Below are 22,162 nucleotides of genomic sequence, written 5' to 3' on the forward strand. Positions count from 1 at the left end.
GGAAGGCCGTGCTCCAGTTACCGAACATGGCAGGAAGATCCCGCCAGGGGCTGCCTGTTCGAACAATCCAAAGCACGGCTTCGATAAAAAGGCGGTTATTCTTGCCGCTCCGCCCAGGGTCTGTCGGTTTGCCAAGGCAGTGTGGTTCAATCTTAACCCATTGGGCGTCTGTCAGTACAAAGCGATCCATCCAAAGCTTGAATCACATCCGTACTGATTTGTGAATCCCCACAGACCCTAAAGCGTTAACGGCTCCGGTTTGGAAAACGTCACGCAGAACAAGATAACGTTGGCCGCTAAAACTCCAAGGGCACCCGCCGGGGCACCGGCTGGGATTTGACGATCGACGTGCTCGTTTCAGCCTTGTCCGTGATCCGTTCAAGAATGCTGTCCAGTTCTTCGATTTCCCGGATCACCAATCGCACCACAAAACAATCGTCACCTGTGACTTTGTCGCACTCAACAACCTCTGGAATTTCCTGCAGCAACTCGCGGACGATATGGAGTTTTCCCGGCAACGGCCGGACGCGTGTAATCGCCTGAAGCGCGTAGCCGAGAGCCCGGGGATCAACATCGGCCGTAAAGCTGCGGATGACACCGGAATCTTGTAAGCGCCTGAGCCGGTCCGAAACACTTGGCGACGACAAACCGACCTTGACGGCAATGTCCTTAATCGAAGACCGGCCATCCTCGATCAGAATTTTCAATATTTCACGATCTTGGGCATCCATATCTTTCACTTTAAACTCCAAAGGGTCTTTCGCCTAATTTTATGAGGTCAATCACGTCCACTTCCTTGAATATCATATGGAGTGACTCATTCAAACAGCAGATCCTTGAAAGCGTATTGATAGGAGTTGCTCAAATGTCAGAAAGAACCACCGGCATTTTGGAAATGACCTTCGCGATGACCTTGATTGGCACCTTGGGCATTTTCGTTGTTTTCAGCGGAGAAAACCCGGTCACGGTCGCCTTCTGGCGTTGCCTGTTCGGCGCTGTCGGGCTGGCGCTCATATGTTCACTCAAAGGCGCTTTTGCATACAAGATCTCACTGAAGCAGTTTCTGCTGGCGGTCTTGGGCGGCATCGCGCTGACCACCAATTGGGTTATGCTGTTTCACGCGATCGGGCATGCGTCCATTTCACTTACGACGGCCATCTACAATACGCAGCCTTTCATGCTGGTGTGTTTTGGCGTGCTCTTTTTCGGAGAACACCTGACACTCAGAAAGCTGTGTTGGTTGGCTCTCGCCTTTTGCGGTGTTGTGGTGATCGCCCAATCAAAACCCGAATTGGCTTATGCGGATGGCAACTTTGCCGTCGGTGTCGCCCTGTCCATTGGCGCTGCGTTTCTTTGGGCCGTCGCTGTTGTTGTCACCAAAAAGCTGAGCGCCATCCCCTCCCATATGATCGCGCTGATACAGGTCTCAGCAGGCGCCATCCTGCTTGCCCCTTTCGCGAGTGTGGCGGACCTCCCATCGCAAAGTTCTGCTTGGGGCTCCCTTCTCATCCTCGGTTTTGTGCACACTGCAATGATGTACACGATCTTGTATTCAGCAGTGCAGAAGCTGCCGACAGACCTTCAGGGCGCGCTGACGTTCCTCTATCCATCTGTCGCCTACGTCACCGACTATTTGGTTCTGGGACAGAAACTTGGAACCGTGCAGATCCTCGGCGTTGCGATGATCATGCTGGCGGCTGCGGGCATGACACTCGGATGGCGTTTGCCGTTCTTTCGGAAAGAGAAGAGTTACCACCAGGCTTAGGCCGTTTGCTTAAGAGGCCAGCGCACGTTTTTTCGCGGCCTTGACGATTGACGCGTCCCGGGCGGATTTGGCAACAGCGTCTTTTCCGCCCCGCGTTTCTCTGATCATCGCCAGATCCTCTTCCATATCCGCGCTCATCGGTGCGATCGCCACATCGGAATATTCGCGCCGGCCGGGCGCCGCTTTTACCCTCCGGTAGATCCGGTGAACACGCCAAACCGCAGACACATAAGCCCAGTGTTTGGATATCACCTCCCAGACATAGCGCGGGTAGAAGACAAAAGGATTTTCGATCGGGAACCCGCTACGCCGGTCTTTGCGGAATTTGAGCCGGAAATAACCGCCCTCCAGCGGATGAACGCCCTCACACTCGATCATCAGTTTGAACCACATCATCAAGAACAGCTTGTTGCCCGGCCGTCCCTTTTTGTGGGCTGCAGCCCGGCGGAGCACCGTCTCAATGTGGCTGTCGGAATAATAACTCGACCAGGCCTCCCGATAGGCCTCCTCCCATTCATCATCGCTCATCTTCGAATGATGGGAGACCCGGTGATTGAGGTCGTACTTGTTAAGATCCGGATCCATCCAGATACCTTTTTCAAGCTGAACCTTGTGATCTTCCGAGCCGGGCAGAGGCGTGAGGAAAAAGAACTCAAGAAGGTCGAGCGGCAGCTCCTTCTTGATGATTTCGACATCCCGTAAGACCGCTTCCTTGGTGTCTCCCGGAAACCCGATGATGTATCCGGCATAAGTGGTCGCGCCGTGGTCACGCCACTTTTGCAACATCTGCCGGTATTCGGTGATCTTGTTTTGCCGTTTCTTGGCGGCGAGCAGATTGTCGGGATTGATGTTTTCAAGACCGATAAACACCCGGTTGACCCCGGCCCGGGTTGCCTTTTCGATAAAGTTATCAATCCGGTGGCAGAGCGTATCCACCTGGATGATGAACTTGATGTCGAACTTTTCCTCCTCCCGCAATTGAATGAGCCGGTCGAACAGCGGTTCCCACTCACGATTGCGGGCGAAATTGTCGTCAGTGATGAAGAACCGGTCGATGCCCTGCGCATAGTTGCCGCGAATAATTTGCTCCAGATCATCTGCGGACCTGAACCGGCTCTTGCGCCCCTGCACGTTGATGATCGTGCAAAAGGAGCACTGGAACGGGCATCCCCGCCCGAGATCAAAGCTGGAATGCGATCCGGCGGTGAACTGGATGTGCTTGGTCGGCAGGATCGGCGTCGGCTCTCCTTTAAGCGACGGCAGATCCGCCATGAAATTGTAAAGTGGCTTCAGGTCATCATTAAAGGCGTCCCGGAAAACCTGATCAAGCCGCCGCTCCTCTGCCTCGCCTGCAAAATAGCAAACGCCCTCTCCCTGCAGCGCCACCATCTCCTCGGGCATCTCGTCCAGCATCGAAATGCAGCCTGAAACATGAAACCCGCCAATCGCCGTCGGCAGCCCCTCGCGCATGAACTCCCGTGCAAGATCCGTTGCCCTTGGAAACTGATTGGATTGCACCCCAACCAAGGCAATCAGCGCTTTGCCGCCCGGGCGCCGGATATCCCGCGCAATCTTGTTCGGTCGAACGCGTTTGTTTGTTTCATCATAGGTGTGAAGATGAATCTGGACATTGTCACCAAGCGCGTTGCGCTCGCGCGCCGCCTCAGCGAGCCCGTTCAAGCTGGCCAACGTGTTCGATGGAATGGCGGATCGAAGCCATTGAATCGGGTAGCCGTCGTCGTCGTAGTGCGTCGGCTTGATCATCACAAAATGGAAGTCTTGCGCGTTCATCTGCCCTCTCCTGCACCAGAAGCCGGGCAAAAAGAGTTGCACTCACGAGAGGTAAGTTCAACCTTTTCTTAACGCTGCGTCATTCCTGTTTTGAAATCAATCCATTCGATGCTCTTCAGGGATATGGTCGCCCGTCCAGCGGCCATACCGCCAGGGCAAATACCAGCGCGCAGTGTCGGGAAGTGCGTCGGGAAGCGGATCAAAACCTGACGCGCCCCAAGGATTGCAGCGCAGGATCCGGGACAATCCTAGCCAGCCGCCGGCCCAAAAGCCGAACCTGCGGATGGCCTGATCCGTATAGTCGGAACAGGTTGGCGCATACCGGCAGGTCCGTCCCATGAAGAGCGACAGGGTGTGGCGGTAAATCCAGATCAGTCCGATTGCCGCCCATCCGGCTATTGACAGCTTTCGGGGTTGATCCGGCTTTTGATCACAGGATGAACACATCTGAGGGGCTAACCTGACATCAGGCCGGATCACTGCGATCGCACATATTACGCGGCGGCGCCGTCGGCCTTTGTATCAGCCGCAGCTTGATCAAGCGCGCCCACAACCGCATCGAAAGTTAGAAGCGTTGATGCATGCCGCGCTTTGTATTCACGCACGGGCAGCAAAAACTTCAGATCCTCGAACCGGCCAACCGGCGGCTCCCCACCTTCTTTCAACATGGCATGCATGGTTGTCTTTAAGGTCCGCAACTCTTCTTCAGTCGCGCCGACCACATGTTGCGCCAGAATTGAGGACGATGCCTGACCGAGCGCGCAGGCTTTCACATCATGCGCGAAATCCGTCACCACGCCATCCTTGACGCACAAATCGACAACCACCGTCGACCCGCACAGCTTGGAATGCGCCTTGGATGTCCCATCCGGATGCTCAAGCCGGCCAATGCGGGGAATGTTGCCGGCGAACTCCAGGATCTTTGCATTATAGATGTCGTCGAGCATTCTCGCCTCTTCGTGACAGCTAGTGAGCTGGTGCCGCATTGTCGGCAAGCTTCTTTCATATATATAGATCAGACGCCACAGCAATTTCGCAAGGGGCAGAGTGGTCGCAGCCAGATGAAAGGGCGCCGGATCGGCGCTTGACGCTGGCTTAACCCGCTCAGAAACTGTGCGTTCGCTTTTCGTGCGGAGTATGCTACATCTCCGCGCCCTTTTGATCGAGAGGTCTTGATCTGAGCCAGAGCGGATGCCGTATGACGAGTAATAAGGGTAAAATCGCGAGGATCCCTATGGACGCTGTCCTAAAGCCGGTCGGAAAAACATTCGAACGTAAAACACCGGATCAACTTCAACGCCCAAGCCGTGAAGAGGCGGAGGCTGCTGTGCGGACCATCCTCGCCTGGACCGGTGATGACCCGGACCGCGAAGGATTGCTGGACACGCCCAAGCGTGTCGTGAAAGCAATAACACAGTTGTATGGCGGATATTTTGAAGATCCGGCCGAGCATCTTGAACGCACCTTTGAAGACGTCGGCGGATATCAGGACATCGTGCTGGTTCGCGGCATTCCGTTTCATTCGCATTGCGAGCACCATATGCTGCCATTCGTCGGTGAAGCACACATCGCTTATTATCCGGCAGAAGGCGTTGTCGGGCTCTCCAAGCTTGCGCGCGTTGTCGACATTTTCGCCAAGCGCTTGCAAACCCAAGAAAATCTGACGTCGCAAATCGCCTCAACCATTGATGACGCTTTGGCGCCGCGTGGCCTTGCCGTGATGATGGAAGCTGAACATCAATGCATGACCATGCGCGGTGTTCAAAAACCCGGTGTATCCACGATCACCACGCAGTTCACGGGCATCTTCGAAGACGATCCGGCCGAACAAGCCAAGTTTATGACTTTGGTGCGCGGTTAAACCTACCTATAGTGGCCATCCAGCTCCCTGGGTGGCCAAAATCGAGCTTACATGTCTGATTTGATTATTTCCGAACGCGCCGACAAAGCGACGGTCGAAGAAGGCGATCGCCTGATGCCGAAATTCGACCAGGACGGCCTGATTGCAGCTGTCGTGACGGACTTCAAAACATCTGAAGTCCTAATGGTCGGCTATATGAATGAAGAAGCCTTGAAACGTACCATCGAAACCGGGGAAGCATGGTATTGGAGCCGGTCCCGTCAAGGGTTCTGGAAAAAGGGCGAAACATCCGGCCAGATCCAGAAGGTGCAAGAAATCCTCACCGATTGCGACCAGGACGCCCTGGTCGTGAAAGTCACCGTGGAAGGCAATGGCGCGACCTGCCACGTCGGTTACCGGTCCTGCTTTTTCCGTAAGGTTTCCAATACACAAGATGGAACCGTTCGCTTGGAAAACGTAGAAAAAGAGAAAGTCTACGACCCCAAGGAAGTTTACGGAAAGTCTTAGGTTCAGCCGGTTTCTGGCTCGACTGGGTTATGCGCAGCTGCAGCGACTTCCGTCGCCCGAATGTTCTCCCTCCCTTCCAATGCATAAGTATTCGCACCTATACGCCACCACGCGGACTTAGCATAAGCTTTGTCCAAACCGACGGTTGCAGATAAGCACCGCGGTTGACCAAATGCGACCGGAGAGATGCCTGGGAGGGCTCGCAAGGTGGTCCAGGTTGACGCGCATCTGAGTATTCAGCTGCAGGTAAAACCTGTGCGTTTTGTCATGCCCCAAAGCTGTTACATGGGCTGGAGGGCGTTATGACCCCTGCCCAACCGACGCGCAGAAACTTTCTCAAAGGCTCCCTTCGGTCACCCGACCATACGCTCATGCGTCCTCCTCGAGCGGTTGATGCTTTTCCAACCCTCTGTGATGGCTGCACAAAGTGCGAAACTGCTTGTCCTGAAAACATCATTGTGATGGGGAAAGATCGTCAGCCGGTCATCGATTTCACCCATGGACTTTGCACGTTTTGCAGCGAGTGCGCCAACGCATGCCCTACCGGGGCTTTGGATCCACTTCTTGACCTTGATTGGAACTGGAAGCCTGCCATTTCACAGACCTGTTTTTCGCAAATCGGGATCACCTGCAGAAGTTGCGAAGACGCGTGCGATCAATACGCCATCCGTTTCAAGTTGAGGTTGGGCGGCAGGTCCGAACCCCAAATCGATTTCGACAGTTGCAGCGGGTGCGGCGCATGCGCCCATGTGTGCCCGGCAAATGCCGTGACGTTCAAGCAATCAAAACCAGAGATGAGTGAGGCCATCACATGAACATATGCGGCTGCCTCGTACATACTACACCGGATGCAACCGAAAGAATTAGCACTGTCATAGATGCCATGGACGGCGCCGAGGTTCATGCAATTGGCGACGGAGGCCGCCTTGTTGTTGTCGTCGAAGACACGGCAAGCCGCATGGCATCGGAACTGATCATGGATATGCATCAGATCCCGGGCGTTGTCTCCCTGTCTCTGACCTACCACCATTTCGATGAATCCGAAGCTTTGGGCGCCGCTTCTCTGCCCACCTCATCAAGCCAAGCCGGAGACCAGACAAATGACAATTTCTGAATCCCGCCGGACGTTTTTGAAGGCCACCGCAGCCGCAGCAACCGCGTCTGCTGCTGGAATTCCACTTGGAACAGGTATTGCCCAAGCCCAAATCCAAGCGCCAGACATTAAATGGGACAAGGCCGCCTGCCGATTTTGCGGCACCGGGTGTTCTGTCCTCGTTGGGACCAAGGAAGGCCGGGTTGTTGCAACTCAGGGCGACCCCGAAGCTTCGGTCAATCGCGGCCTAAACTGCGTAAAAGGGTATTTCCTGTCCAAAATCATGTACGGCGCAGACCGGTTGAAACATCCTCTACTTCGCAAAACGAATGGTGTGTACGACAAAAATGGCGAGTTTGAACCAGTCAGCTGGGATGAAGCCTTCGATGTCATGGCACAGAAGTGGAAGGAAGCCCTCAAGGCCAAGGGGCCGACCAGTGTTGGCATGTTCGGTTCCGGACAGTGGACGATCTGGGAGGGTTATGCTGCTGCCAAACTGATGAAAGCTGGGTTCCGGTCCAACAACATCGATCCGAACGCCCGCCACTGCATGGCGTCAGCGGTCGTAGGTTTCATGCGAACGTTTGGGATCGATGAGCCCATGGGCTGCTACGATGATTTCGAAGCGGCGGATACGTTTGTGCTCTGGGGCTCGAATATGGCCGAGATGCACCCGATCCTCTGGTCAAGACTGACAGACACACGGCTGACGAAACCCGGTGCCCAGGTCCATGTCTTATCAACCTACGAACACCGGTCGTTTGAGCTTGCAGACAATGGCATGGTTTTCAAGCCGCAGACGGATTTGGCGATCCTGAATTACATCGCCAATCACATCATTCAGTCTGGTTCTGTGAACGAAGACTTCATGGCCAAGCACGTGAACATTACCAAGACCGAAACGGATATCGGCTATGGTCTGCGGCCCGAGAACCCGTTGCAACAGGAAGCCGCTCATCCAGACTCCGGCAAACTGACCGCCATTGATTTGGACGAATACGCGTCAGCCGTCGCCGAGTACACGGTCGACATGGTTTCAGAGTTGTCCGGTGTGCCTGCCGAGAAGCTCGAAAAACTCGCGCATCAATACGCCGACCCAAACCGCAAGGTCATGTCGCTCTGGACCATGGGGTTCAACCAGCACACCCGTGGATCTTGGGTTAATTCCCTGTGTTACAACGTCCACCTCCTAACGGGCAAAATCTCCGAGCCAGGAAACTCACCGTTCTCGCTAACGGGTCAACCTTCGGCCTGTGGCACGGCACGGGAAGTGGGAACATTTTCGCACCGCCTGCCAGCCGACATGGTGGTCAACAACGACAAGCACCGGGAAATCTGCGAGACCGCTTGGAACATCCCTGAAGGCACAATACCGCCCAAACCAGGTTTCCATGCCGTTCTGCAAAACAGAATGCTCAAAGACGGGAAACTCAACGCCTATTGGGTCCAGTGCAACAACAACATGCAGGCGGCGCCAAACCTGAATGAAGAAAGCTTTCCCGGGTACAGAAACCCGGAAAACTTTGTCACTGTTTCGGACCCCTACCCCACCGTAACCGCCATTGCGGCAGACCTGATATTGCCGACGGCCATGTGGGTTGAAAAGGAAGGGGCCTATGGCAACGCGGAACGGCGCACGCAGTTCTGGCGCCAACAAGTTCATGCACCGGGCGAAGCCAAGTCCGATCTCTGGCAATTGATGGAGTTTTCCAAGCGCTTCACGGTCGAGGAGGTCTGGGGCGAAGAACTGCTTGCGAAAATGCCCGAACACCGCGGGAAGACGATGTATGACGTGCTTTACGCAAACGGAACAGTCGACAAATTTCCCCTAAGCGAAACTCAAGAAGGTCATCCGAACGACGACGCCGCGCATTTCGGTTTCTATGTCCAAAAGGGTCTGTTTGAAGAGTATGCCGGATTTGGCCGCGATCACGGCCATGACCTCGCGCCGTTCGAAACATACCATGAGGTAAGGGGCCTTCGATGGCCCGTGGTTGACGGCAAGGAAACGCTTTATCGGTTCCGTGAAGGCCATGATCCTTATGTGCCAGAGGGCGAAGGGGTGCGGTTTTATGGCCATAAGGACGGCAAGGCCAAGATCATCTTTGCCCCCTATGAAGCACCGCCTGAAGTCCCGGACGATGAGTACAATCTCTGGCTTTGCACAGGCCGTGTCCTGGAACACTGGCATTCGGGTTCCATGACCCAGCGGGTGCCGGAGCTGCACCGCGCTTTCCCGCTGGCTGTTGTCTTCATGCACCCGAATGACGCGGAAAAACGAGGGCTTCGCAACGGTCAGGAGATCGTTATCTCCACACGCCGCGGCGAGGTTCGCAGCAAACTCGCAACCCGTGGCCGGAACAAGGTGCCTGAAGGCCTTGTCTTCATGCCGTGGTTCGACGAAGGCCAGTTGACCAACAAGCTCACGCTGGACGCCACCTGCCCCCTGTCCAAGGAAACAGACTTCAAGAAATGCGCCTGCAAGGTCGAACGCGCCTGAACCAGTGAAGCGTATTCGAGTTTGCGCGGTACGAATGACCGTAAGGAGAGATTTCAATGAAGAAACAATTTCTCGCAAGTCTTGCAGCGCTGCTTTTTGCGACAGGTCTCGTCGGCTTCGCGGTCGCACAGCAGCAACAAGTTCAAGCCATGCGCACCACGCCGATCGACGCGCCAAACCGGCTTGGACCAGACTTCAAATGGGAAGGCAAGGAAGGCCGGATGCAACGGAATTACCGGCAGCAACCGCCGTTGATCCCGCACTCGATTGCTCAGTACCAGATCGACACACGCACCAATCAATGCCTGTCCTGTCATGACTGGACGAAAGCCGGTGAGCGCGGCGCGCCGACCTTGTCCATGACGCACTACCTCGACAGGGACGGAAACGAACTCGATCAGCTGGCCGGCACGCGATACTTTTGCAATCAGTGTCACGTACCTCAAGCGGACGTTCCGCCACTGGTCGAAAACACTTTCCAGCCATCCGCTCCAGTCTCCGTTCGATAAGCAACTACTTTTCAGTCAGGAGCTCATAGATGAACGACTCCAGAAAGACGAAACAATCCCGGAATTTCTTGTTGCGCATGTGGGATTGGTTTTGGACCCCCACAAAGGTCCTGAGCGCTGGCTTTGTTCTGCTTGCCGGCTTTTTGGGTGGCATCCTGTTTTGGGGCGGCTTTCACTGGACCCTGGAATTGACCAACACCGAGGAGTTCTGCACGGGGTGCCATACTATGGAGACCAACCTTGCAGAATACCGAAACACTATTCACTACAACAATCACTCTGGGGTTCGGGCAATCTGCTCTGATTGTCATGTGCCGCATGAATGGCAGCACAAGATCAAAGCGAAAATCATGGCTGTCAAAGACGTCTATCACGAGATAGCCGGCACCATCAGCACACCGGAAAAGTATGAGGAACACCGAATTGCAATGGCGACGGTCGTCTGGCGGAAAATGAAAGTCTCCGACAGTCGCGAGTGCCGCAATTGCCATAATTTCAAGTACATGGACTTTACGGTTCAGGAAACGCGCGCAGCTTCGGAGCATCAGCGGGCCATTGACAACAACATGACCTGTATCGATTGCCACCAAGGCATCGCACATGATCTGCCGCCCGGTTATCAGGAGCGCTATCGCCAGGTGATCGAACAACTCGAGGCAACCAACAAAAAAACGCCAGACCAGCCGAATGAGATCGCCGAGGTAAGGAGCTACCTGGAGAAGGTGTCAAACTGATAGCCGTTTGACCTGACTATGACCTGGATCTCCACCGGATGGTGGCTTCAATGCAGAATGAGAAAGGTGAGATATGCTTGGATTTCTGGACTTGCTCGGGACGATCGGCGGCAATGTGCTGAGCCTGCCAGGCATCCTCGGACTTGCTGCGGGGATGATGACCCGAAATTGGGTTTTGGCGGGCTTCCTCGGAGCCGCAATCGGAGTTGTTGAGACTTTTTTGTTCGCCGGATTTCAGGTTTCTGAGATCAACCTGATTGATTTGTTTATCGCCGTTCTGATTGGCGTTCTTGCAAGCAGTTTCGGTTGCGCAATCAGGCATAAGGGCGCGACAGTCTAGCTAAGAAATCAAACTAGCTGATCATACAGCGGAGCCATCTACCAAAGCAAAAGGGCTGACCGATGTGGGCAGCCCTCACAATATGCGGCGAGAATGATCCAAACCTGCTTCAGGTGGTCGTAATGTAGCTGCGCATTTGCTCAGCTTCGTGTTCGACCTGGGCGATCTTGTGTTTCACGACGTCGCCGATGGAGATGACCCCAATCAGCTTGCCGTCTTCCACCACCGGCATGTGACGGAACCGGCCCCGGTTCATACGCCCCATGACCTCATTTGCTGCATCCATTTCAGTGCAGGTCATCACATCCTTGGTCATGATTGATGAAACGGGTTGAGACAACGCGGACGCGCCTTGCAGACCGACGAGGCGCACCACGTCCCGCTCCGAGACAATGCCCTCAATATGCCGGTCTCCATCACAAAGCACTACGGCGCCGATCTTGTTCTTCGCCAGAATTTCGGCGATCTCACTCACCGGTGCGGACTTATCCGCCGTGATGGTGTCGTGGCCTTTCGTCTTCATGATTGCGGCAACGGTCATGTAAGCAAACCTCCCTTTGCATCCAAGGTCCGGTTGCATCCGGCTCCCTGATCACCGCATCATGGCAAAAAAATATGGCGACGCAAAGCCTTGACGTTGCCTGTTACCAACCCCGTCGCTGGGGCACTGGATCAAAGAGCGGGAACAGAGCCAAACCCGCGACAAAACCGCCAATATGAGCTTGCCAGGCAATGGACCCCGCCTGCCCGCCGCTTGTCAGTCCGAAAAACATGTTCAATCCGAACCAAACGCCGACAAAGACCAGAACCTGCTGGTTCCGGAAACACTCACTGAGCGGCTGCGCGGGGACAAAATAAGCAGCTCTATCGGACCGGCGAAAAACGCCGAGCGGTCCGCCCATCTCAAAGACAAACCGGATAGCTGCCGCCATATGGCCTGATATGGCAGCCGACGCGCCGATCATCGGCGCAGATTCGCCCCAGTGGGTCGCAAGATGTGCAAAAGCACCGCCAACAGAACACAAAGCAGAAAATGCCAGGAACCGCCCAAGTCCAAACCTGCGCACAACGGCGCTTCCGAAGATCGCCATCCAGAGCAGATTGAACGTCAGGTGCATGGCACCACCATGCAGGAAACTATAACTGACAAATGCCCAGATGCTGGACGCAAGGTCTATCGCCTGCAGACTGCTCAGCGCTGTGTATTTCACCGGCCAGAATGCCAGGAAGTACAGCATCATGTTGTTCCAGCCAGTCGGGATGACAAAGGTCCGCACAACATGAATGGCGATCAGGGCAACGCTCAGCCAGATAATCGCAGCCGGTAGATTGAGCGCCGGAGGCTCGGATGGGCGTTGCTCGCGCTCGCGCTGCTTGGTCTCTTCGTCGCGGCGCTTACGCTCCTCATCAAACTGATAAACGTTCATGGAACCTCGCATCTCAATGTCCCGAAGTTGTAGCCCGGCAACGGGACAATACAAGGGCGCCGGTCAACAATCGCATACGCTTGCAGAAACATGGTGAACGTCAATGCGTTGGTTCGTTTCTAACCCTGCCCTTGTCGGCACATAACAAAACGCCGGCTATCGAAACGATAACCGGCGTTTGTTGAGCCCCCCACAAAAGGTCGCGTCCCCACGCGCCAAATTGAGGTGTCTTGCTGCGATCGCCTTTTCGTTTTCGGGTTCTTGTACGCCCCTTTATTTTTTTTGGCGCTCACACGTGCATAGGTTTTACAAACCAATGCCCTGAAGACGATGTGAATTTGCCAGCCGCACACTGCGCTGGCAAGCTTTACGAAGAATTAACCTTAACAAAGCGTTGCACGACGATTTTTTCATACTTTCAGCGACTTGGCACACCCCCTGCTTAGTAGGACGCAAACAAAAGGACGGATAACGGAGCGTCCCGTTTTGAAACAGTTACTGTCTTGAGACGAAACAGCGCTCCGGAGTGGGACGAAAGGCAAGTCAAATGAAACATGGCGTGACCCAGACACTATACTCCTATTGGGATTCTCTGCGCGGAGCTCGGCCCGCTCCGAACCGGAGCGAAATTGATCCGGGCGAAATCCGCGGTTTGCTTGGCGATACGTTCATCCTGGAGACCAATGGACCGAGTGATGTGCGTTACCGTCTTGCTGGGACGCGCCTCTGCTCTGCTCATTGCCGGGAACTGAAAGGTCGCAATTTTCTCCGAGGTTGGGACACCAAGGACCGTGAAGCACTAGAGAGCCTGATCGCAGCCATCACCGAAGACGGCGCTGCCGCAGTGGTCGGGATCAATGGGCACACGGAACGTGAACAGGAACTGCAGATGGAAATGCTGCTTGTTCCACTCAACGTCCCTGGTGAAGGCCGAATCCGGATACTTGGAAGCGCGGTACCAATGGACAAGCCTTACTGGATCGGTCTGCATCCGATCTTGAGACAGTCCATCAGCAGCCTGCGGCTGGTCTGGCCAGATGAGCGTCCGTATTTCACAGGCGCAAGCCACTCGAACATCAATCCGATCATGCCCCGCTTCACCGCAGAAGACATGCCAATGCGAACCCCGGTTCTCCCCCAGGGTGCGGCAGTCCTCCCGCATGGAGCAGAGCGGCAAGTTGGCCACCTGACGGTCTATTCCGGCGGCAAATCCTAACAACTCTGTCAAAACCCTTAATATTGGGCGATGTGTAGGGTACACTCTTACACATCGTTAACCCCATTGCCCCTAAAGTGCTTGCGAGGATTGTCATGATTCTCTGCACGATCGGGGAAAGTGCGTTGCAAAACGCACAGGTTTGGACATTGCAGGCATGAGCGCCGGATTGGCAACAGCAGCACCAGAGGGAAGCAAATCGCTTCAAGTCACGGACCGCCGGCGCCATCAACGGGTTCAGGTAAATATACTTGGCCGTTTCATGCTTGAAGACCGCAGAGAGTATCCGTGCCAGGTGATCGACATGTCACCAGGTGGCATGGCAATGATCACCCCAGTTTCTGGCAAAGTCGGCGAACGCGTCGTCGCATACCTTGACCACCTCAGCCGGGTAGAGGGTCGGATTTCCCGGCTTATTGACGGCGGCTTTGCAGTCGAGCTGCGCAACACAGTTCGCAAACGGGACAAGATTGCAAACGTTCTGACCTGGCTCGCAAACCGGGATGAACTTAATCTTCCTGAAGATCGCCGCCATGACCGCTTCGTTCCGAAGAACCAGATGACGAAGATGATCCTTCCAGACGGAACGGAACATGTGTGCCGGATTTTCGATGTATCCCTCTCAGGTGCCGCAATCGCAACGGATGTCCTGCCCGAGATGGGCGATCAAATTACGCTCGGAAAGATGCGTGCCCGCGTTGTGCGCCAGATAGAAGGCGGGATTGCGGTCGAATTTGCGGCGGTTCAAAGCCGCGAGCTGCTCGAACACCACATCACGACGCCGGAATCCAAATAAAACACCCCCTTTTTGAGTTTTGTCCCTCTGCTGCCGTCAGCAGTTGGTAAGGGCTGACGACACTTGGCTTCTGTGAAGACGTGCAAACTGGCGGTCAGATTTCGTCAGATCATCGGTCGTGCTCAGGTTTGGGCGCTTGCCTCCTTCCAAAGCAGCCAGCTGCGCCCCACTTGGCCACAATCAGGTCTTCAAGACACTGACCGAGTCGTTCCAGGCAGCCTCAACGCGTTTTTTTTTCAACTTTTTTCAAGCTTCGACACAGCTAAAAAACGCAGTGTTTCGGGATTAGCAAGCCTACCTCCAACGGACTGAACTCGCATCGATGAATTTTCATTTCGAAGAGGAAGAACCACGAATTGAGCGACTTACGGAGGATCGATAAAATTTGACTCAAATCTTCGTCGAATTTGATTCAAATTCAAATCAAGTATTACTAAAATAAAATTCAAAACAAATTCAAATAATAATATAAGTTTATCACCTCAATTTCCGTGAAGTAAAAAGCAGCAATGCATCGTAATGCCAGCCTTGGGGAGGGCGTTACGATGAAAAATCTTGGAAAATTTCTGTCTACCACTGCGATTTTGCTTGGCCTCTTCGGACCAGCGCCCGTCGCACATGCAGATCCTGGCCGCTTTATGGACATGAAAGCCGCGGTCAAAGCGCCAATCGGCCACCGGCAATTCTGCCGTGACAACAGTTGGGCCTGTAAGAATGAACGCTACGAACCGGTGGTCGTAAAACTGACAGAAACCCGCTGGAACGAACTGATCGCAATCAACGCGGAAGTCAATCGCCGGGTCCGCCCGATGACAGATTCCGACCTCTTTGGGAAAGAGGAGTATTGGACCTTTCCGGTGGATGGTTACGGCGATTGCGAGGAATACGTTCTTGAAAAACAGCGTGTGCTCATTGAAGCCGGGTGGCCCAAAAGCGCTCTTTTGATCACGGTCGCGAAAGACATTCAAAACGGTGGTCACGCCGTCCTGACTGTCCGAACGGATCACGGCGACATGATCCTCGACAATCAGATCGAAGCCGTGTTGCCTTGGTACTCCACGCCCTATCGCTACATCAAACGGCAATCAGCAAGTTCGCCGGTCAAATGGACCGGGATCTCGGATACGCGCGTAACGACAGTCAGCAGCATTTCGAACTAGTTCGGGAATTGGCCTGATCTCAGGCCGATAGGACGATCCGGTCGCGTCCCCACCCTCCCCATCCCTACCACGATCGGATCCAGGGAACCGGCCCGCCCCCGCAGGCCGGTTCCCGCTACTTTGAAACCTAGAAGCTGCACCGGTGCAAAATAGATGGAAATGAGATCGGGTATCGAAACTGGTGGTACGGAAGACCGTTCAGATCTCCGCCAGGCCAGCGGCATACCGTTGCCAGTTGGCAACATAACCGTCGGCTGACCTTCGAATGTCTGCCGCAGCACTCCCTGGCAGTTCGCGAACAACCTTTCCAGGAACACCGACAACCAATGAGTTGTCAGGAATAACCTTCCCTTCGGCAATGAGAGCATTTGCGCCGATAATACAGTTGGAACCGATCACGGCACCGTTCAGGATCGTAGCGCCCATCCCGATAAGGGAATTGTCGTTGATCGTGCAGCCGTGCAGAATAACCTTGTGGCCGATGGTGCAGTTGGCTCCGACCGTGAGCGGATAGCCTGGATCCGCGTGAAACACACATCCATCTTGAACATTGGACCGCTTGCCGATCCTGATTGGCTCTCTGTCCCCGCGCAAAACGGCGTCGAACCAAACGCTGCTTTCTTCTTCCAGATGCACATCGCCGATCAGCGTTGCGGTCGGTGCAACCCAAGAGCGCCCAGCGTCCGGAACCTGCGGGCGCACTCCATCAAGTGAATAGATCGGCATTGCTTACGCGTATCCGGCCACAATCAAGGCCACGTTCATGACCATTAGCCCGGAGCACATGCTCCACATGCCGGCGATGGTGGACGAAGCAACGAGCCACCCCAACGGCCGGTTCTCAATACGCCGGCCGCGGATTGCATTGCGCATGATGATGAAGGGACCGGCAAAAACACATACGAGGACACCGGCGGCGAATCCGAAGATGGTGGTGCCGGAAAAGTTGAATTTCGGCGGTTGATTGGTCACCAGTTGGTAGAGGCTTCCGAGCAGACCGGCTGCAACAAACCCCGCGCACGCAATGTATCCAACGATAAGTAAATCCAGCATAGCCCCTGTTAACCTTCCGTTAACCCCTTCACTGAGAAAGTGATGAAGAAATTGTAAACGGTCAAGAGCAAACATCGTGCCGGTCTGGCCACGGGATAAATACCTCCAGTTTTTAGTAAGTTACGCCGGATGGCACCAGTCCTGCGCTGAAACACGTGTCTCATTCTTGAACACTGTGTGCCAGCTTAGGTCATTAGAAAGGCACGGCACGTGATCAGGCCGACCCTGCCAGCACCGACCAATGCAAAGCCACTTCATTTCGCGATGCTGGCAACAGCCTTGTGTGTTCTGACCTTCGCGCATGTTGCCGAACGCGGATATCATTGGTTTATGCGTGCAGCCCCGCTGTTCCAATCGACACCCCGGCACGCTTTGGTGAGTGTCACGATGGGACCGGACCACTTCCAGATCCCGGCGGGCTACTTTAAATCCGCAACGCACCGCTTGTCGGCACAAGGCGAGGCAGATCACTACCAGCAAGTCAGCTTGCTGATGACATGGCCGGACCTCAGGATGCCCGGCGAAGACAACGCCACGGCACAGCTCGGGACACCTCTGCCGCTTGTCCAAGTGGATCTAGAGCATGATCCGTACCGCGAAACGCTCAGAACTCAGCTGGATCCTGTCTATAAGCGCCTTGCCCGCGGCGGTGCGCGGCCAACGACTGCGGGATTGAATATGTTGATGTTGTCTGCCCGAGCGGCGCAGAACAGGGATATCATCGTCTATGACCCCGAGGCAAAAGACGGTTTTATTGCCCGGTGCGTCAAGAAACGCAGCGGGGCAAAGGCGGTTTGCCATCGAACGGTCACGCCCGGTGGCGGCCGGCTGATCCGCTACCAGTTCGATCAAACCTTGCTTCCTAGTTGGCGCGAGCTTGATGCGGCGATCAAGGAAAAGGTTAGCGGCTTTCGCACCTGAAGACCCAACAAAAAAGCGGCCCGCTTGGGCCGCCTTTTAGAAACCTATCTAATGAGCCTTACACTTCGTCGAGATCGATCTCGAGAATGGCCATCTGGAAGTTCCAGCTCAGGTCTTCATCTTCGTCATCACGGAAGATAACACCGATGAATTCCTCACCGATATAGACTTCCGCGGAGTCGTCCTTCTTCGGACGCGCCCGGACCTGCATGCTCGGTAGATCGAACTTTTTGCGCAGATAGGCTTCAAGTTTGCGGATTTCTTCGGGGTTCACGTGGCTCTCTCCTTGTCGTTCGCCAACTCCATCAGTCGTGGTGCGGACCCTACAAGAGAGCCGGGAAATGCCAAACCTTTTCGATCAGCTTTCCCCGTCTTCCTTCATACTGGCCACACCCTACTCACCCAGGAGTTGGTTCATGCTGCGGGCTGGCTCCGGACACCCGGCCTTCCCAACGATCTTCGCCGGAACACCTGCAACTGTGGTGTTTGCCGGAACATCGGTAAGAACAACAGAGCCGGATGCAATTCGGCTGCAATGCCCGATCTCCAGGTTGCCGAGCACGTTAGCGCCAGCGCCAAGCAGAACGCCGTGACGGATCTTCGGATGCCGGTCGCCGTCTTCCTTCCCCGTGCCGCCCAGCGTCACACCTTGCAGAATGGAGACGTCGTCCTCAATCTCAGCCGTTCCGCCGACAACGATACCTGTACCATGGTCGATAAAGATCCCGCGCCCGACCGGGACGGCTGGATGAATGTCGATCTGAAAGACTTCCGAGCAGCGGCTCTGCAAATAAAGAGCGAAGTCCTTGCGGCCCTTGCGCCAAAGCCAATTGGCCAGCCGGTGCGTTTGAAGGCCATGAAAGCCCTTGAAATAAAGAACCGGCTCCAGATAGCGGAAGCATGCCGGATCACGATCGAACACCGCGACGATGTCCACCCGGAAAATCTCGGCAAGCTCCGGCTCGTCCGCCAGCGCTTCCAGATAGGTCTGGCGAATAAGCGACGCAGAAACGATGTCCCGCCCCAGGCGGTCGCCGAGCCGGTGAACCACAGCCTCTTCCAGGCTGTCGTGATTTAGGACCGTCTCATAGACAAAGGACGACAAGGCTGGCTCTGCCGCCACCATCGCCTGGGCTTCGTCGCGCAACTGTTGCCAGACGGGATCGTGCTTCATCACGCGATCTTCGCCAGCTTGGCGTACCGGGGTCGACATGGACTGTCTCCTTTTCAAGCCCACTTCACATGGTCTTCTAAAATAGGCGCTGTGCGTGATATTCCAAACAAAACTTGCTCATATCAGATATCAATCACTCTAATGAATCGTTTTTTTACGATCAATTATCCGATACTCGCCCTTTTGCACAGCTCTTGAGGTTCCCATGACGTTCGATCAATCCCCATCTCAGTCCGAAGATACCAACCCATTCTTGCGTGTTTCCGGTCAGATTGCCGAATTGATCCTGAATGCTCCGGACCGCAAAAATGCCTTGCCCCTTGCAGGCTGGGCCCGCATTCCCGAACTGCTCGAACCGCTCCGCGACAACGCCGGTCTGCGCGCCCTGATCGTGCGCGGCGCCGGCGGAAAGGCCTTTTGTGCGGGGGCGGACATTGCCGAATTCGAGGCCGTCAGATCAACGGCGGACAAGGCCGCCCATTATGATGCGGTCAATGTCGCGGCCTTCCGGGCCTTGAAAACCTTGCCTGTTCCGGTCGTCGCGGCAATTGAAGGCCCATGCCTCGGGGGCGGCCTCGGATTGGCGCTGGCCTGCGATCTTCGCATTGCATCGGACACCGCCTTTTTCTCCATCCCGGCCGCCCGCCTGGGCCTTGCCTATCCGCCGGACGCGGTGGCGGATCTGATCGAGGCTGTGTCCCCGTCCAATGCGAAAAAGCTGTTGTTCACAGCCGAACGCCTCTCTGCCGACAACGCCCTGCAGATCGGCCTCATCGACGAGGTTCACGAAGCTGGCGCGCTGGATGACAGGATTGCCGAGCTGTGCCGCCACTTTGAACAAAACGCGCCGCTGTCCCTGAAAGCGGCCAAGACAACCATCAACCTCCTGGCATCAGTAAGTGCGGCGGCGGACTTGAGCGCCGCTCAATCAATGGCGCGCATCTGTGTCGACAGCGCCGACTACGCCGAAGGCTGCCGCGCTTTCCTGGAGAAGCGCAAACCGGCGTTCAAGGGGAACTAAACAGGGAATTTATCAATGAAAATAGTCTGTTATCCCAGCAACTTGAATCTAAAACAAAGACAGACGGGATTGTGAACCAACCTATGAAACAGTCCCGCCATCAGATTCAAACAGCTGACATATTTTTACTCACGCAATCAGGGCTTCCGATTTCAGGTCAGTGAGAAACTCTTCGACCGCCTGGGCGAAAACGTCGTTCTTGTCACCGGCTACCATGTGACCGGCGTCCTGAATGTCGGTGAACTTGGCGTGGGGTACGCAGTCCAGAAATTCTTCCACATGCGCCATGGACACCAGCTCGGAGTTCCGGCCGCGCAAAAGAAGCACGGGCACTTTGAGGTTTTCCGCCGCTTCAATCATTCCAGCCTGCACCCGTTTTGTGATCTCTTCGTCTGAATGTTCCCGCACCTTCAAGAACGCAGGGTCCCAATGCCAGCGATACCGGCCGTCGGCATGAAGGCGCAGATTTTTCGAAAGCCCTGACAGATCCTTCGGCCTTGAGCGGTTCGGCAAATACCGGGCAATGGCGTCAGCGGCCTCCTCAACCGTGCCAAATCCTTCTTCCACCTTGTCGCCCATGAAGCCGAGGATCTTGTAGACCCCATCCATATCGACACGCGGCGTGATGTCGACCAGCACAAGTGCGGCCTGATTTCCCGGCGCTTCCGCACCTTCCGCCAGCATCCCGGCAAAACCGCCCAGCGACGCACCCACCACAACGGGTTTGGCGCCATGTTTTGCAATCACCTGCCGGCAGAGCGCGACAAGATCCTGGGCGAAATGGACAAACATGTAATTGCCGGAGGGAACCCAGGCGCTTTCGCCGTGGCCCCGCTGGTCGACCGAATAAACCACATGTCCCAGCGCTGCGATCCGTTCCGCCGCCGCCGCCCACGAATGGCGCGTTTGCCCGCCGCCATGCAGCAAAATCACAGGCTGACCGCCTGTCTCATATTGATCGGCAATCAGGGCGTTTTCCTCTGCCCCTTTGAATTCGATCCGTTTTGCGCTCATGTCTCCTCCCAATCTGTGCGCACAAGCTGGCGTAAAACCGCCGGTCAAGCGTCGACGTTGTTCAAAAACGCCAGGACCCCTTGCTTGTGAACCTTGTCTCCGACGGCCACCATGTGATCCCGTCCCGGGATCTCAAGCACGTCTGCATGCTGCATCAAGGCAGCCAATTTGTGCGGGGAACCGGCAATGTCATCGCGGGTTCCAACGGCCACCAGAACCGGCCGCTCGATGCGCGCAATATCTTCCTCGCTGATCTTCTGACGCGATGAGCGCATGCAGGCCGCAAGGGCCAACCGGTCAGATTTGGTCTGCTCGGCGAACGCACGGAACGCCCGACCCGTCCGGTCCGTGACATCCTGCAGGCGGTCGGCTTCAAGCGCAGCGGCAATCGGCTCCGGGTCTCCCACCCCTTCGATCATGCCGTAGCCAAGCCCGCTGAAAATGGCCCGTTTGACCCGCTGCGGATGATTAAGCGTCAAAAACGCACTGATCCGGGCTCCCATCGAATAGCCCATGACATCGGTCTGCTCGATCCCAAGATGGTCGAGCAGTTTCCGGGCGTCTTCCGCCATAATCGGAGCACCGTAGGCCTCCGGGTCGTGGAATTTTTGACTTTCCCCATGGCCCCTGTTGTCGAGCGCGATCACGCGGCGGCCTTCCCTGATGAATAGATCGACCCAGCCCGTGTTCTGCCAGTTGACCGCTTTGTTGGAGGCAAAGCCGTGGATCAACAGGATCGGATCCCCTTCGCCCTCGTCCAGATAGGCAATCTGAATACCATCCTGCTCAAAAACCGGCATAAAACTTCCTCTTACGTAAACGTAAAACCCGAATTTCAACCACTGTACTGAGAATGATCTCAATTGGCAAAGCCGGATTTCCACGGGGGTGGCAGCCAAAAGTTGGTTGGTGACCGCGGCAAGGTTGCCCCTGTTCAACCGGGCATCAAATCGGTATGGTCCGGCCAAAAGAGTTTGGCGCAACCGCCACAAGAATTGAGGAAGTGATCATGGCAGATCAGGTCGTCCCGCATTTTCAAAACACCAGCGGCCACGATTCCATCGCAATCGGCGCAAAGGAATTCATGTGCATCGGCGCCCATCCGCCGTTCGATCACCCGCATGTCTTCCTCGATATGGGCAGTGAGAAAGAGGTCGTCTGCCCCTATTGCTCAACGCTTTACAAGTACGACGCCACGCTGGCTCCGAACGAATCGTCTCCTTCCGACTGCACCTGGGTGCCGGAAGCTGCGTGAAACTGCCTGATAGACCAGAGCTGTC

Annotated in this window: 28 protein-coding genes; 15 read left to right on the forward strand and 13 right to left on the reverse strand. The window is 55.3% G+C overall.

Annotation, left to right across the window (positions count from 1 at the left end):
- On the reverse strand, positions 1–190 hold a 190-nt coding region (locus ACVDG4_RS11010), incomplete at its 3' end, for a transposase (RefSeq protein ID WP_447235112.1).
- A gap of 106 nt (positions 191–296) precedes the next feature.
- Entirely contained in the window at positions 297–731 is a 435-nt protein-coding gene (locus tag ACVDG4_RS11015) for an Lrp/AsnC family transcriptional regulator (RefSeq protein WP_428529626.1), read from the reverse strand.
- A gap of 134 nt (positions 732–865) precedes the next feature.
- On the opposite strand from ACVDG4_RS11015, the gene ACVDG4_RS11020 reads away from it, so the two are divergent.
- Positions 866–1,765: a DMT family transporter gene (locus tag ACVDG4_RS11020; protein WP_447235113.1), complete on the forward strand. Its 900-nt coding sequence runs from the start codon at positions 866–868 to the stop codon at positions 1,763–1,765.
- 9 nt (positions 1,766–1,774) lie between these two features.
- Here the strand turns inward: ACVDG4_RS11020 and ACVDG4_RS11025 are convergent, their stop codons facing one another.
- The 3 genes from ACVDG4_RS11025 to ACVDG4_RS11035 all read right to left on the reverse strand — a co-directional run bounded on the left by ACVDG4_RS11025 (position 1,775) and on the right by ACVDG4_RS11035 (position 4,503).
- A complete protein-coding gene (locus ACVDG4_RS11025) occupies positions 1,775–3,556 on the reverse strand; it encodes a B12-binding domain-containing radical SAM protein (RefSeq protein WP_447235114.1) in 1,782 nt (593 codons plus the stop codon).
- A 96-nt stretch (positions 3,557–3,652) separates the two neighbouring features.
- The gene (gene yidD, locus ACVDG4_RS11030) at positions 3,653–4,003 is read right to left on the reverse strand and encodes a membrane protein insertion efficiency factor YidD (protein ID WP_447235115.1); all 351 of its coding nucleotides are present in this window, start codon (positions 4,001–4,003) and stop codon (positions 3,653–3,655) included.
- Positions 4,004–4,050: 47 nt separating this feature from the next.
- A complete protein-coding gene (locus ACVDG4_RS11035; protein ID WP_447235116.1) occupies positions 4,051–4,503 on the reverse strand; it encodes an iron-sulfur cluster assembly scaffold protein in 453 nt (150 codons plus the stop codon).
- 287 nt (positions 4,504–4,790) lie between these two features.
- On the opposite strand from ACVDG4_RS11035, the gene folE reads away from it, so the two are divergent.
- The 8 genes from folE to ACVDG4_RS11075 all read left to right on the forward strand — a co-directional run bounded on the left by folE (position 4,791) and on the right by ACVDG4_RS11075 (position 11,100).
- Positions 4,791–5,417 carry a GTP cyclohydrolase I FolE gene (gene folE, locus ACVDG4_RS11040; RefSeq protein WP_055671275.1) on the forward strand — a complete coding sequence of 209 codons (627 nt, stop codon included), beginning with the start codon at positions 4,791–4,793 and terminating at the stop codon, positions 5,415–5,417.
- Positions 5,418–5,468: 51 nt separating this feature from the next.
- Positions 5,469–5,924 carry a phosphoribosyl-AMP cyclohydrolase gene (gene hisI / locus ACVDG4_RS11045; protein ID WP_447235117.1) on the forward strand — a complete coding sequence of 152 codons (456 nt, stop codon included), beginning with the start codon at positions 5,469–5,471 and terminating at the stop codon, positions 5,922–5,924.
- 302 nt (positions 5,925–6,226) lie between these two features.
- The gene (napF, locus tag ACVDG4_RS11050) at positions 6,227–6,739 is read left to right on the forward strand and encodes a ferredoxin-type protein NapF (protein WP_447235118.1); all 513 of its coding nucleotides are present in this window, start codon (positions 6,227–6,229) and stop codon (positions 6,737–6,739) included.
- Positions 6,736–7,038: a chaperone NapD gene (locus tag ACVDG4_RS11055; RefSeq protein WP_447235119.1), complete on the forward strand. Its 303-nt coding sequence runs from the start codon at positions 6,736–6,738 to the stop codon at positions 7,036–7,038. Before napF ends, ACVDG4_RS11055 begins: the two co-directional genes overlap by 4 nt.
- A complete protein-coding gene (napA, locus tag ACVDG4_RS11060; protein WP_447235120.1) occupies positions 7,025–9,517 on the forward strand; it encodes a nitrate reductase catalytic subunit NapA in 2,493 nt (830 codons plus the stop codon). The genes ACVDG4_RS11055 and napA overlap by 14 nt, the downstream gene beginning before the upstream one ends.
- Before the next feature lie 56 nt (positions 9,518–9,573).
- The gene (locus tag ACVDG4_RS11065; RefSeq protein WP_209178439.1) at positions 9,574–10,026 is read left to right on the forward strand and encodes a nitrate reductase cytochrome c-type subunit; all 453 of its coding nucleotides are present in this window, start codon (positions 9,574–9,576) and stop codon (positions 10,024–10,026) included.
- 29 nt (positions 10,027–10,055) lie between these two features.
- A complete protein-coding gene (locus ACVDG4_RS11070; RefSeq protein WP_447235121.1) occupies positions 10,056–10,760 on the forward strand; it encodes a NapC/NirT family cytochrome c in 705 nt (234 codons plus the stop codon).
- Positions 10,761–10,833: 73 nt separating this feature from the next.
- Positions 10,834–11,100, forward strand: coding sequence for a hypothetical protein (locus ACVDG4_RS11075; protein WP_447235122.1), 267 nt, complete (start codon positions 10,834–10,836; stop codon positions 11,098–11,100).
- A 109-nt stretch (positions 11,101–11,209) separates the two neighbouring features.
- Here ACVDG4_RS11075 and ACVDG4_RS11080 read toward each other — a convergent pair whose 3' ends face one another.
- Together ACVDG4_RS11080 and ACVDG4_RS11085 are read right to left on the reverse strand one after the other, a co-directional pair.
- A complete protein-coding gene (locus ACVDG4_RS11080) occupies positions 11,210–11,641 on the reverse strand; it encodes a CBS domain-containing protein (RefSeq protein WP_008190618.1) in 432 nt (143 codons plus the stop codon).
- 103 nt (positions 11,642–11,744) lie between these two features.
- Positions 11,745–12,527: a rhomboid family intramembrane serine protease gene (locus ACVDG4_RS11085; protein WP_209002156.1), complete on the reverse strand. Its 783-nt coding sequence runs from the start codon at positions 12,525–12,527 to the stop codon at positions 11,745–11,747.
- Positions 12,528–13,086: 559 nt separating this feature from the next.
- Here ACVDG4_RS11085 and ACVDG4_RS11090 point away from each other — a divergent pair.
- The 3 genes from ACVDG4_RS11090 (at position 13,087) to ACVDG4_RS11100 (ending at position 15,699) form a co-directional block, all read left to right on the forward strand.
- A complete protein-coding gene (locus ACVDG4_RS11090; RefSeq protein ID WP_209002155.1) occupies positions 13,087–13,743 on the forward strand; it encodes a PAS domain-containing protein in 657 nt (218 codons plus the stop codon).
- A gap of 157 nt (positions 13,744–13,900) precedes the next feature.
- Positions 13,901–14,539: a PilZ domain-containing protein gene (locus ACVDG4_RS11095; protein ID WP_209173905.1), complete on the forward strand. Its 639-nt coding sequence runs from the start codon at positions 13,901–13,903 to the stop codon at positions 14,537–14,539.
- A gap of 545 nt (positions 14,540–15,084) precedes the next feature.
- On the forward strand, positions 15,085–15,699 hold the full coding sequence (locus tag ACVDG4_RS11100) for a transglutaminase-like cysteine peptidase (protein WP_447235123.1): 615 nt from the start codon (positions 15,085–15,087) through the stop codon (positions 15,697–15,699).
- Between the two features lie 198 nt (positions 15,700–15,897).
- Here the strand turns inward: ACVDG4_RS11100 and ACVDG4_RS11105 are convergent, their stop codons facing one another.
- The gene (locus ACVDG4_RS11105) at positions 15,898–16,425 is read right to left on the reverse strand and encodes a gamma carbonic anhydrase family protein (protein ID WP_422022730.1); all 528 of its coding nucleotides are present in this window, start codon (positions 16,423–16,425) and stop codon (positions 15,898–15,900) included.
- Positions 16,426–16,428: 3 nt separating this feature from the next.
- The gene (locus ACVDG4_RS11110; RefSeq protein WP_447235124.1) at positions 16,429–16,752 is read right to left on the reverse strand and encodes a DUF6949 family protein; all 324 of its coding nucleotides are present in this window, start codon (positions 16,750–16,752) and stop codon (positions 16,429–16,431) included.
- 210 nt (positions 16,753–16,962) lie between these two features.
- Between ACVDG4_RS11110 and ACVDG4_RS11115 the strand changes: the two genes are divergently transcribed.
- Complete coding sequence (locus ACVDG4_RS11115; RefSeq protein WP_447235125.1) at positions 16,963–17,673, forward strand: hypothetical protein; 711 nt, start codon at positions 16,963–16,965, stop codon at positions 17,671–17,673.
- Positions 17,674–17,731: 58 nt separating this feature from the next.
- Here ACVDG4_RS11115 and ACVDG4_RS11120 read toward each other — a convergent pair whose 3' ends face one another.
- Together ACVDG4_RS11120 and cysE are read right to left on the reverse strand one after the other, a co-directional pair.
- On the reverse strand, positions 17,732–17,947 hold the full coding sequence (locus ACVDG4_RS11120) for a DUF3126 family protein (protein ID WP_008189983.1): 216 nt from the start codon (positions 17,945–17,947) through the stop codon (positions 17,732–17,734).
- Positions 17,948–18,067: 120 nt separating this feature from the next.
- Positions 18,068–18,886 carry a serine O-acetyltransferase gene (gene cysE, locus ACVDG4_RS11125; protein WP_447235126.1) on the reverse strand — a complete coding sequence of 273 codons (819 nt, stop codon included), beginning with the start codon at positions 18,884–18,886 and terminating at the stop codon, positions 18,068–18,070.
- Between the two features lie 166 nt (positions 18,887–19,052).
- Here cysE and ACVDG4_RS11130 point away from each other — a divergent pair, with 166 nt between their 5' ends.
- Positions 19,053–19,868, forward strand: a complete 816-nt coding sequence (locus ACVDG4_RS11130; RefSeq protein WP_447235127.1) for an enoyl-CoA hydratase-related protein — start codon at positions 19,053–19,055, stop codon at positions 19,866–19,868.
- Positions 19,869–19,997: 129 nt separating this feature from the next.
- Here the strand turns inward: ACVDG4_RS11130 and ACVDG4_RS11135 are convergent, their stop codons facing one another.
- Positions 19,998–20,882 carry an alpha/beta fold hydrolase gene (locus ACVDG4_RS11135; protein WP_447235128.1) on the reverse strand — a complete coding sequence of 295 codons (885 nt, stop codon included), beginning with the start codon at positions 20,880–20,882 and terminating at the stop codon, positions 19,998–20,000.
- Positions 20,883–20,926: 44 nt separating this feature from the next.
- Complete coding sequence (locus ACVDG4_RS11140; RefSeq protein ID WP_447235129.1) at positions 20,927–21,682, reverse strand: alpha/beta fold hydrolase; 756 nt, start codon at positions 21,680–21,682, stop codon at positions 20,927–20,929.
- Positions 21,683–21,891: 209 nt separating this feature from the next.
- On the opposite strand from ACVDG4_RS11140, the gene ACVDG4_RS11145 reads away from it, so the two are divergent.
- A complete protein-coding gene (locus tag ACVDG4_RS11145) occupies positions 21,892–22,137 on the forward strand; it encodes a zinc-finger domain-containing protein (protein WP_040452254.1) in 246 nt (81 codons plus the stop codon).
- Positions 22,138–22,162 lie beyond the last annotated feature (25 nt).

Source organism: Roseibium sp. MB-4 (genome assembly GCF_053005265.1).